The organism is Psychrobacter sp. T6-1 (assembly GCF_052258445.1).
The window spans coordinates 1-11,239 of record NZ_JBQQFC010000062.1 but is presented as its reverse complement, the minus strand read 5'-3'; the positions used below and the strand labels follow the sequence as shown (position 1 = coordinate 11,239).

The 11,239-nt window shown below is 45.5% G+C and carries 10 protein-coding genes; 9 read left to right on the top strand and 1 reads right to left on the bottom strand.

The window, feature by feature from the left end:
* The coding region (locus tag ACTXGO_RS05565; RefSeq protein ID WP_443573642.1) for a deoxyribodipyrimidine photo-lyase at window positions 1-375 on the bottom strand (375 nt) is incomplete at its 3' end.
* 185 nt (window positions 376-560) lie between these two features.
* Here ACTXGO_RS05565 and ACTXGO_RS05560 point away from each other — a divergent pair.
* From ACTXGO_RS05560 to ACTXGO_RS05520, 9 genes are all read left to right on the top strand, one after another.
* Window positions 561-1,220 carry a phosphoribosylanthranilate isomerase gene (locus tag ACTXGO_RS05560; RefSeq protein WP_443542600.1) on the top strand — a complete coding sequence of 220 codons (660 nt, stop codon included), beginning with the start codon at window positions 561-563 and terminating at the stop codon, window positions 1,218-1,220.
* A 64-nt stretch (window positions 1,221-1,284) separates the two neighbouring features.
* Window positions 1,285-2,538 (top strand): tryptophan synthase subunit beta, encoded by a 1,254-nt coding sequence (trpB, locus tag ACTXGO_RS05555; RefSeq protein WP_443573640.1) that lies wholly within the window; start codon window positions 1,285-1,287, stop codon window positions 2,536-2,538.
* Window positions 2,539-2,636: 98 nt separating this feature from the next.
* The gene (trpA, locus tag ACTXGO_RS05550) at window positions 2,637-3,461 is read left to right on the top strand and encodes a tryptophan synthase subunit alpha (protein ID WP_443542596.1); all 825 of its coding nucleotides are present in this window, start codon (window positions 2,637-2,639) and stop codon (window positions 3,459-3,461) included.
* Window positions 3,462-3,747: 286 nt separating this feature from the next.
* A complete protein-coding gene (gene accD, locus ACTXGO_RS05545) occupies window positions 3,748-4,623 on the top strand; it encodes an acetyl-CoA carboxylase, carboxyltransferase subunit beta (protein WP_443542657.1) in 876 nt (291 codons plus the stop codon).
* A 192-nt stretch (window positions 4,624-4,815) separates the two neighbouring features.
* Window positions 4,816-6,174, top strand: coding sequence for a bifunctional tetrahydrofolate synthase/dihydrofolate synthase (gene folC, locus ACTXGO_RS05540; RefSeq protein ID WP_443573638.1), 1,359 nt, complete (start codon window positions 4,816-4,818; stop codon window positions 6,172-6,174).
* Window positions 6,175-6,411: 237 nt separating this feature from the next.
* Window positions 6,412-7,641: an SPOR and LysM peptidoglycan-binding domain-containing protein gene (locus ACTXGO_RS05535; protein ID WP_443542593.1), complete on the top strand. Its 1,230-nt coding sequence runs from the start codon at window positions 6,412-6,414 to the stop codon at window positions 7,639-7,641.
* Between the two features lie 187 nt (window positions 7,642-7,828).
* Entirely contained in the window at window positions 7,829-8,359 is a 531-nt protein-coding gene (locus tag ACTXGO_RS05530; protein WP_443542592.1) for a DUF2726 domain-containing protein, read from the top strand.
* Window positions 8,360-8,588: 229 nt separating this feature from the next.
* Window positions 8,589-10,049: a hypothetical protein gene (locus ACTXGO_RS05525; RefSeq protein WP_443573636.1), complete on the top strand. Its 1,461-nt coding sequence runs from the start codon at window positions 8,589-8,591 to the stop codon at window positions 10,047-10,049.
* A gap of 132 nt (window positions 10,050-10,181) precedes the next feature.
* Window positions 10,182-11,239: hypothetical protein (locus tag ACTXGO_RS05520; protein ID WP_443573634.1), on the top strand; the 1,058-nt coding region annotated here is incomplete at its 3' end.

Below are 11,239 nucleotides of genomic sequence, written 5' to 3'. Positions count from 1 at the left end.
TTCATATTCGTGGTTGGCCATTAGGCAGCTGATTTTTTCTTTTTCACAAAACTCAAGGAGAGCCGCGATACTGTCATCGAAATGCGCGCAGGCATAGACTTGTAGCGTGATATTAAAATCTTTGCGCAAATCATGCGCCAAAATAGGCAGAGTGCGGGCGATATGATCCACTTGCGCTAGTGACATATCATGAGTGTGCCACTGCTCAGGGGTATAAAAATAAACGGCTGTTACTGACGCGTCATTATCGTCAGCCTGCTCACAAAGTGCGGCTAATGCAGTGTTATCATGTATACGCAAATCACGGCGAAACCACATCAAATAGTGCGGCGTGCGCCCCTTGTCTTTTTCAGCCTTATTGTCATTATTTGCCATTTAGCTTTCCTTATCCTAATCATAAACAAAACGATGCATAAAAGTATGCTAGGATAAGTTTTTGGATGCAATTGATTTGCCCCACAGGTAACAAATCATCATCATTTCTGATGGTAATTTCTTCGATGATAAATGTTTAGTTTTCGCCTCCTAATTAACCCCCTTTGGTGTTTAAAGGTCATCTCATGCACGTAAAGTTTTGCGGGTTTACTCGTCTTGATGATATTCATGCCGCGATACAGTTGGGCGTGGATGCTGTGGGTCTAGTGTTTTATCCACCAAGCCCGCGCACGGTAACAATAGAGCAAGCGCAAACCTTAACTCGCGCTATTCCCGCCTTTGTGAGCGTAGTGGCGTTAGTAGTCAATATGTCAAAGGATGAGCTTATGCAGTTAGCGGGGCAAGTATCCTTTGATATTATCCAGTTTCACGGTGACGAGTCTGCCGAGCAGTGTCAGGCGCTCGCTGCTAGCGTAAGCAAGCGCTGGATAAAAGCCTTACGCATTAATGCTGAGCAAGAGACACAAGATAGCGTAAAATCTCAGATTGACGCTTTTGCTGATGCTGGCGCAAGTAGTATTTTGCTCGATGCCTATCATCCGCAAAAATACGGCGGTACTGGTGATCATTTTGACTGGGACTTAATACCATCTGAGAGTGCCTTGCCCATTATTTTGGCAGGTGGACTAGATGAAAAAAACGTCACCGCAACTCATAAGCTACCTATCTATGCGGTTGATGTCAGCGGTGGTATAGAGTCTGCAAAAGGCAAAAAAAATACAGCAAAAATGCGCGGATTTATAAAAGCGGTCAAGCGTGATCGATGGCAAAACGAGACGCTGTAAGCGAACTTCAAGTTATTAGCAACACTATCTATTTTAAAACCTCCCATATTAAGTAGGAAATATCATGAGTCAGCTCGCAACCAATTTAGCAGAAACGATTGCCAATCTAGAAGGCGTACAAGATTTTAACCAATACCCTGATGCTCGCGGACATTTTGGTGTACATGGCGGCCGCTTTGTCTCTGAGACGCTAATGGCGGCGCTTGAAGAGCTTGAGACGCTATATACTAGAGTCAAAGCCGATCCCGCATTTTGGGAGGAGTATCATAACGACCTAGTCAATTACGTTGGTCGTCCTACGCCGCTATACCACGCCAAGCGTCTAAGCGATGAGATCGGCGGCGCGCAAATTTATTTTAAGCGTGAAGACTTAAATCACACTGGCGCACACAAAGTAAACAACACTATCGGGCAAGCACTCCTTGCCAAGATGAGTGGTAAAAAACGTATTATCGCTGAGACAGGCGCAGGTCAGCATGGGGTCGCGACAGCGACGATCGCCGCGCGTTTAGGGCTAGAATGTATCGTCTATATGGGTGCAGACGACGTTGAGCGTCAAAAGATGAACGTCTATCGTATGCGTTTATTGGGCACCACTGTTGTCCCTGTTACCTCAGGCTCACGCACGCTCAAAGATGCGATGAACGAGGCGATGCGCGATTGGGTCACCAACGTCGATACCACCTATTACATCATTGGCACGGTCGCAGGTCCGCATCCTTATCCGCTCTTGGTACGTGATTTTCAGGCGATCATCGGTAAAGAGACGCGCGTTCAGCATTTGCAACAAACGGGCAAGTTACCTGATGCCCTAGTCGCTTGCGTTGGTGGCGGTTCAAACGCTATCGGTTTGTTCTTTGACTTTCTCAACGATACTGACGTCAAAATGTACGGCGTCGAGGCCACAGGTGATGGTATTGAATCAGGTCGCCATTCTGCGCCACTTGCGGCAGGTCGTATTGGGGTATTGCACGGCAACCGCACGTATCTTATGGCAGATGACGATGGACAAATCCAAGAAACGCATTCTATCTCAGCAGGTCTCGACTACCCAGGCGTTGGCCCTGAGCACAGCTTCTTAAAAGATATGCACCGCGTAGAATATGTCGGCTGCACGGATGCTGAGGCATTAGAGGGCTTCCATGAAGTCACGCGCAAAGAAGGCATCATCCCAGCACTTGAGACCGCTCACGCTTGCTACTATGCACTAGAGCTTGCTAAAACCATGACCCCAGATCAAACCATCGTCGTCAATATGTCAGGTCGTGGTGATAAGGATTTGCATTCGGTAATGAGCGCAAAAGGGATTGAGTTTTAGTCCCATACTCCAATAACTATTAGCAAGTAACTATCAGAAAAGGGCTGTTAATAGCGGCCCTTTGATTAAAGCCGCATTGATTATATTTAGAGACCCCTATGACCCGAATTGAAAGCACCTTTGAAACTTTAAAATCACAGAACAAAAAAGCCCTCATCCCTTATGTAATGGCAGGCGATCCCAATCCGAGCAACTTTGTCAGCTTGCTTCATGATCTCGTCAAGCATGGCGCAGATATGATAGAAGTGGGTTTGCCATTCTCTGATCCGATGGCAGATGGCCCAACGGTTGCCTTGGCAGGTGAGCGGGCACTAGCGGCAGGCACGAGTACTCGCGAAGCGCTACAGATGGTAGGTGAGTTTCGTAAGACAAACACGCAGACGCCGATTATCTTAATGGGGTATCTCAATCCTGTTGAAATTATCGGTTATGACAAATTTGTTGCGCTTTGTGAGCAATCAGGCGTTGACGGTATCTTGATGGTCGACTTGCCACCAGCGGAGGCGGGTAGCTTTACCCAGCATCTAACGGATAATGCAATTAACGAGATTTTTTTACTATCGCCCACCACTTTGCCTGAGCGCCGTGAGCAAGTACTGACCCATTGTGGCGGCTATATTTACTATGTCTCGCTCAAAGGGGTGACAGGCTCTGCCACACTTGATACCGATGATGTTGCCACTCAAGTACAAGCGATCAAAGCAGAGACCGATCTACCTGTCTGCGTTGGTTTTGGTATCCGTGACGGCGTTTCCGCCAAAGCGATTGGTGCTCATGCTGATGGTATTATTGTCGGTAGCGCACTAGTACAAAACTTTGCCGATATTGATGGTAGTGACGCTAATGCCGTTGCTAGCGCGCAGCAAAAAATCATGGCGAAGATGGATGAGTTGCGCGCCGCACTCGATAGTCTAAGTGCATAAATGGCTAAATCGTATTAACAATAAATCAGGCTCATCGACGTTATTTTGGCTAAAGAACAGCAGACCCGATTGGCTTTGCTAAATTTAGTTTACGTGTGTAAACTAAGCCTGTGCATATATGATTGTCAAGCCTATAACTATCAAAGTTATGGTGCTACATGAGGGATTATTGCAACGACACTTAACGATTAGCGGCAAGTTTATGAGTAGACTTGTCAAATAGCCTAGGATAAGGGCCAATACTATGACTGATACGATAGAAAAACCAGATGCTACCAATGATGGTATGACCAAGCCTAGTACGTGGTTTGACAGGCCGGTACCTGGGGTCAAGCATCAATTGACGCCAACGCTTTCTGCGGTAGAGACAGAGCCGTCAACTCAATGCAGCAATTGTCACTCCAAAATTACTAATACCGCGCTGATATTCAACTGCTACGTCTGTCCGCACTGTGAGCATCATTTGACGATGACTGCACGCGAGCGCTTGCAGTGGTTTTTGGAGCAAGTAGACGGTGAGCTTGGACAGGAATTTACTGCAAAAGACCCCTTACGCTTCGTCGATAGTAAGCCTTATTCTAAGCGTATGGATGAAGCGCAAGCTAAGACTGGGGAGAGTGAAGCATTAATCGTCATGTACGGCAAACTGCGTAATATCGATCTGGTGGCTTGTGCTTTTGACTTTCGTTTTATGGGCGGCTCGATGGGCTCTGTGGTCGGCGATCGCTTTGTACAGGCGGCTGAAAAATCATTGGCAGAGCGTAAACCTTTGGTATGCTTTGCTGCATCTGGTGGCGCACGTATGCAAGAGGGCTTGCTATCGCTCATGCAGATGGCACGTACGGCAGCCGCGATTGAGCGCTTGAGAATCGCGGGCATTCCTTATATTGTAGTATTGACCAATCCAGTCTATGGCGGGGTAACTGCATCTCTTGCTATGCTAGGCGATATTCATCTGGCTGAACCCAAAGCGATGATTGGCTTTGCAGGTAAGCGCGTCATTGAGCAGACGGTGCGCGAGACGCTAGAGGAGCCATTCCAGCGTGCTGAGTTCTTACTTGAGCATGGCGTGGTCGATGAGGTCGTGCATCGTCATCAGATGATAGATACCATCTATCGTTTGCTGGCAAAGATGTGTCACAAGCCTAATGTAGATGCTTAAGCTAAAATATCAGCTGGGTTATACTTATATAGAGATAGCATTTATCGTGCATAGGCGATGAGTGCTATTTTTTTAGGTTTGGTTTTTGGTATCCATGTTATACACTGCCTAGCCAGTTGCTGTAAATCACCGTAAGTCATTTACGGCTGTCTAATTTTGTGTCACCTTATAAAGGTTAATGTAGGTTCTACTATGTCCGTCTCTAGCGCATCCCAGCCCAGTCCAGCCACGCCAGATAGCACCGCCAGTCTCACCGAGTGGCTGAATTACATGCAGCATATTCATGTCTCAGCCATAGACATGGGGCTATCACGGGTACTGCCTGTGGCACAGTATTTAGGCGTTGTACAATCGGCGAAAGACGACGCTTATGTGTTTACTGTCGCTGGCACCAATGGCAAAGGCTCAACGACAGCAGTTATCGCGGCGATGACTCAGGCAGCAGGGTACAAAACCGCGCTGTACCAGTCGCCGCATCTGAGCGTATTTAATGAGCGCGTCCGTATTAATGGCGAGATGGTCAGCGATGAGACTTTGATTGACGCTTTTAATAGTGTTGAGCGCGCCCGCTTGGCTTGTGAGCTGACGTTATCGTTTTTTGAGATGACGACCTTGGCTGCCTTATTGATATTTGCGAACGCGGACTGCGATGTTTGGGTATTAGAGGTCGGACTCGGTGGGCGCTTAGATGTGGTTAATATCATAGACCCAGACTTAGCGGTTATTACCAACATCAGTATCGATCATATCGATTGGCTAGGGGACAATACTGAGGACATTGGCCGCGAAAAAGCAGGCATTTTACGTCAAGGCATCCCTTTAATATATGGTGCATATGAGATGCCAAATAGCGTCAGGAAGCTCATTGATGAGCAGGATATTACTTGCTATCAAGCCGAGCAAGATTTTGGCTATCGCAATCTGGATATCCAAAGATGGCAGTACAGTAATGCCGCTGTCACGCTCGAGCTACCGCGCCCAGCGCTATCACTTACCAATACTGCTAATGCGTTATCTGCTGTGTTAGCCAGTCCATTAAAAGTCGATAGTGCTGCTATCAAGCAAGCGCTACAAACTGTAAAGTTAGCAGGACGTTTTGATTATCGTACGATTGACAATCGCCATTGGTTATTTGATGTGGCGCATAACGAGCAAGGCATTGCGTTTTTGCTCGCGCAATTATTACCGCTTTGGCAACAGCATCTACAAGAGCAAGCACAGAAAACGTCTAGTGCTCAAACCGGCACGATAAAAATGCTGTTTTCTATGCTTGGGGACAAAGATATTGAAGGCGTGGTACAGCAGTTGACGCAAGCTGATTTACCTATTAGTGAGTGGTTTATCGCCGAGATTGACTATCCTCGTGCTGCCAGTACTGAGCAATTAAAGGGCGTTTTGACAGCGTATACTGATACAGATAGTATAAAGGAGTTTGCAAACCTAGCACAGGCTGTGCAAGCGGTTATTGAGGCAAGTACTGAGCAGGACCTAATTGTTGTTTGCGGCTCTTTTCATACGATAGGGGAGTCGCTCGCTGTTCTAAATAGCTGATAGTGAATAAGTGGTCATAATCATCAAATAGTTTGCTTGGTAGTTCTTGTTTGGCATAGCCTAGTAGCAGACAGCATCAAAAATATACTCTATAATCAAAAAATAGCTAATATAATGTGTGCGTTGTTAAAACAGTGACGATTGAGGTCAACAGTGACCAAAGTTTGTGCTAACGAATAGCCAGACAAATAGCGACGCTAACGAATCGGACTTAAACCTACTAAGAGACGTAAACGAATGAACTTTTCGAGACAAGCCTTATTGGGCATTGGAATGATTGTAGGCGGTAGCGTCATGCTATACGCTATGGTGCAGCAAGTAGGCGGCGACAATAACCCTGAGCAAACGACCGCTATCGTTGATACCGCAAGCCCTGATACCGTAGCAGTAGCGCCATTGACCACAGATATCGATACTGAAAAACGACTCTTGGCACAAAAGCAAAAAGAGCGCGCCGCTCGCGTCGCTGAGCAAGAGAGGCGCGCTGAGCAGTTCTTAGCCGAGCAAGAAACGGCTGAGAGCCAAGCGCTGGCAAAAGCTCGCGCAGAAAATGAGCGCTACAGAGACAATATCGCTGAATCAGAGAATGATGGGCCAGAACAAGAGCCTGTACAAGAAACCACGCTAGTAACGCCTACTGTGCAACCGCAGACAATAGCTGCAACGAGCGAGGTAGCTTCAACTGATAATCAAGTCGCTATCGCCGCGCAACAGCAACAAGAACGACAAGCGCAAGAAGCTGCTAAGCGTGCCGAGGCGCAAGAAGCCGCCAGACTTGCTCAAGCACAACAACAGGCTAAAGCACAACAACAGGCGCAAACAGACGCCAAAGCTAAACAAAAAGAGCAAGAACAAGCTGCTGCTCGTCAAAAGCAAATAGAAGATAGGGCCGCTGCCGAAAAGGCTAAAAGTGAGCCACCGACATCGCCTACAGATTATAAGGTTAAGCGCGGCGATGGTCTGATTAAGCTGGCTCGTCAATACAATGTCCCCGTTGCCGCTTTAGCACAAGCGAACGACATCGCGCCTTCAACTGACCTACGATTGGGCCAAACCCTGACTATTCCCTCGCGTAAGCAAATCGAGCGCTTGGAGCGTGAAGCCGCCGCTGCCGAACGCTCACGCGAAGAGAAACGTAAAAAAGAAGAAGCACTCGCCAAAAAATCGACTGAGGCCAAACGCGACGCACAACAAAAGCTAAGCGCTGCGCGCCAAACTGTCAAAGAGACAGACGCCAAAGGCAGCTTTGGGGTACAAGTGGCGCTAGCTGGCAATCAAGCCAAGGCGGATGAAGTCGCCAAAAAATTCAAGTCGGCAGGCTATCAAGTCAAAACCAGTGCAACCAGTCGCGGCGTACGCGTCGTCGTTGGTCCTGAGCGCGGTAAGATTGCCGCGTTAGCACTCAAAGACAAGGTCAACAGCGACCCTAAAGTCGACACCACCGGTGCTTGGGTTTTGTATTGGTAAGCATAACTGCATAAGATCATATATTAAGACACGACATTCATTGTCGTGTTTTTTGTTTTGTGAATTGCTGATTTTGAGTGATTTATATACGATGAGCTATATTCTACTCGCACCTTTTTATTTGTTTTTGTACGACTTATCGGCCTATAAAGGTCGCCTAGTCTTTTTTTATTCATAAGGCACAACCATGTCATTTGGTGTTATATTTTTGCTCGCAGCAGTAGGGTTTTTAGGACTGATCATAGTCATTAGACAGCAGTCAACCGCAAAAAGAGCAGATCCAGAACCGCAGCCGGTCCGCGGTGACGATTTGGCTATATGGCCCTTTGCACCTATTCCCATCATGACAGATACCGAAGTTATCTTCTTTAATAAGCTCAAAAACGCCTTGCCTGAGTATCATATTTTTGTACAGGTGCAACTATCGCGTCTTATCGAGGCCAATAGCGAGGAGACCAGCGAGCGTAGTTTTTGGTTTAATCGTATTTGTCGTCAGAGTGTGGACTATGTCATTACAGATATCGATATGCAGACGACGCTTGTGGCTATTGAGCTTGATGATTGGACTCACAATAGCAAAGCGCGGCAAAAAGCAGATGACAAAAAAGATAAAGCGCTGGCTAGTGCAGGCATCGCTATCGTACGTTTTCACGCTGAGCGTATGCCGAGCGCTGATATGCTCAGATATGAGATTATGCAGGTGATTGAGAACTACTAACTATCAGATTGAAATGAGCCGATGACTATTGCAAAGAAAAATTATATTTTCTCAAAAACTTGTAGACTAATCTCACCGTTAGTTGTAATATTCTGGCAACAAATGAGCGAACTTTAGTTTCTTTGTTTTGTTTCTATAAAAATCTTTAAGGTTACTTATAATACGGAATATAAAATAATTTGAATCAGAATAGTCTTTGATAAAGGCGTCTGACATTAAGGATATTGCAATGAAATTTTTTAAACTTTCGGTACTAGCCTTAGCCACTACTTTAGCATTGAGCGCTTGTGGCGATGATAATGATAGCAATACTTCTTCTAATAACGGCTCAGGCACACCAGGTGTTCCCACTCAGCCTCCTGTTGATAATAGTCTGTCTGATCTTGAGCAAGCTAAAGAGATGATACGTACCGCTAAGCTGTTTGTTAGTGATAATCAAGCAGTCACTGAAGCTTATGAGGGTGCCAGTGCCATCATCACTGACCAGCAGGACGATCGGCTTGGCTATGCTTTAGAGGTGCCGAACAATCTTTCTTATTATATGCAAGAGAACAATCTCTCAAGACTAACGGCTGCAAACATTATGGCTTTAGCTAATGATGAAGAGTTTGAAGTCGCTTTAGGTAATATTTCTCTTGAGCCAAAAGCAGGTTTTTTAGCGACCTTAAATGCAGATGGTCAGTTTGCTCTAACCGGAACCACTGAGGTAGAGCTCGAAGAGTATGAGTATGACTACAACTCGCAAACGGGTCAGTTTGATGAAATAGTTATAATCGTGGATACTTTTGACCTAAGTTTCGATGATTATCAAAATGCCTTGAGCTCAAACACTAATACTGACAATTTTAAGGGTAGTCTTGGTTTTAATAGTATTAAAATTGGTACTGGCAAAGAAGCTATACTATTGAGTTCAACGACCAAAGGCGCCACAGTCAATGGCCAGTTCAGCGAAAAAGTCACTTTCAATGACGAGTTTGATTTTGATGAAGCCAATGTAGCAGGCGTCACTCTCGAAAAAGGCGTCATTACTTTAGGTAAGCTAAAATTAGAAGCCAATGATAGCGTGATCGAAGCGAGAAACTTTGCTATTGAAGTCATGGACATTAGCAAAGAGCTTGCCGACGGTACCTTAGCAGTACGCACTATACCTTACAAGATCGATTTAACTGGTCAGATGATTAAGGAAAATCCAGCAACTAATGTAACGCTTACCCTGAATGCTCTTGCTGATGCCGATGATATCAAGAAGTTTATCACTGTGGATAGTACGGGTAATATTGTAGAGAGTGCTAACAATTTTGTAGGTATGAAAGTATTACTAGCTATCAAAGGCGATGTCACCAAAAATGATAAATTAACGATTCCACTTGACTTCCAAGCCCAGCTTGAGCGTACGGCTCGCAATGCTGTTGAGCTTAAAGGCCTAACTGCCAGCGTGAAGGGTAAGACTCTATTTGTTACTGGAAAATCGACTTTGAACAATGACTACGACGTCGTCAGCACTCAGTTTATCATTAAGCAAAATAATGCCTCTATCACTCTAAATGTCGATGAGGATAGTGATTTTATTACCGATAGTAATGGTAAGCTTGGTGATATCATCGTTAATGGTAAAGACTTGGGTGATCTGATGGACAATGACGGTAAGATTACGGCTAAGTTTACCGATAACAGCTTAATTGTTTTATAAGATTATAGATTCAACATGATCCCTCAAGGGTTTTGAAATCTATAAAATGATTGAAGATATAAAAAGAGACAGTAAGGCCTGTCTCTTTTTTTTGCTCTCCAAATTCTATCGCTTGTCATCTATGGAACGTCCATGATCTCCTCAAGACTACTTATAGCTGTACGTACAACTTGGCAACCATTAACTCGTTATCGACTCGATAGTTCTATTACTTCTATGACATTGATATGCTTAGGGTCGAGCTTATCTATATCTGCTATCGCGCAAGAATCTAGTCTTTCAGAGAGTAGAGCGCCAACTTTTCTGTCCGCCAATATTTTTGCTAGCCAAATACCAACGCAAACACCCAAAGTAGGGTTTGAGGTTATGGCGAGCGCAGATAGCCCTGCTCAGCCTATTGCCGCTTTTATCGATGATTGGGATGCGCCTTTAGAGTCAGGTGAGCATGCTTATGTACAAGGACGGATGGGGCTTAATGTACAACCTGCCAACAGCGCTATTAGCTACGGGTTAGCTTGGCGCTATGATTATTTGATGGAGTTTAGTGAGGAGACGGCAGAAGTCTACTGGCAATACGAGAACAAGCAAAACCCAACACAGAGTAAGTCTTATCCGCTATTTTTGGAGGCTAAGCATAACGAAAGAGTAGGGGCCAATATTGGTTTTACCCAGTCTATAGCTTCTGATTGGCACTTAACGACTCAAGCCAATATTTGGCAGGGGTTGCATGCTTTAGATGGTAAGGTGACGGGTACTCTAAACAGCCGTGTGTTAGCAGCTAGTGAGTCCAATACTATTCGAGATACTATTGATAAAGCGGATGCTTATCTTGATTACTACTACGACGAGCCAGCGCTAGGGGAGGAGAATCTAGGCTGGAATCCTGATAATCCTTCAGGTTACGGTTACTCAATTGATTTGAATCTAACCGGTAAGCTCTCAGATAAGACGCAGTTAAATATTCGCGGATATGATGTCCTTGGACGTATGCGCTGGAAGGAGATGCCGAGCACTCGCTATGCGCTTGATTATGATGTTAATGGACGACCGCTATATAGTCTGGAAGGTCAGCTTGAGACGAAGGATGTCACGCAGACGCTACCTTGGCGGGTTGAGGGTAGTCTTATGCATCAACTAGATAATAATTGGCAGCTTGGCGCACATGGACAAGCCAATGAGGTGCAAGACTT

Bases quoted from the DNA above. Each gene is read 5' to 3' on its own strand.
- trpB (WP_443573640.1), top strand. From the start codon at position 1,285: ATGAGTCAGCTCGCAACCAATTTAGCAGAAACGATTGCCAATCTAGAA.
- accD (WP_443542657.1), top strand. From the start codon at position 3,748: ATGACCAAGCCTAGTACGTGGTTTGACAGGCCGGTACCTGGGGTCAAG.
- trpA (WP_443542596.1), top strand. From the start codon at position 2,637: ATGACCCGAATTGAAAGCACCTTTGAAACTTTAAAATCACAGAACAAA.
- ACTXGO_RS05560 (WP_443542600.1), top strand. From the start codon at position 561: ATGCACGTAAAGTTTTGCGGGTTTACTCGTCTTGATGATATTCATGCC.
- ACTXGO_RS05530 (WP_443542592.1), top strand. From the start codon at position 7,829: ATGTCATTTGGTGTTATATTTTTGCTCGCAGCAGTAGGGTTTTTAGGA.
- ACTXGO_RS05525 (WP_443573636.1), top strand. From the start codon at position 8,589: ATGAAATTTTTTAAACTTTCGGTACTAGCCTTAGCCACTACTTTAGCA.
- ACTXGO_RS05535 (WP_443542593.1), top strand. From the start codon at position 6,412: ATGAACTTTTCGAGACAAGCCTTATTGGGCATTGGAATGATTGTAGGC.
- folC (WP_443573638.1), top strand. From the start codon at position 4,816: ATGTCCGTCTCTAGCGCATCCCAGCCCAGTCCAGCCACGCCAGATAGC.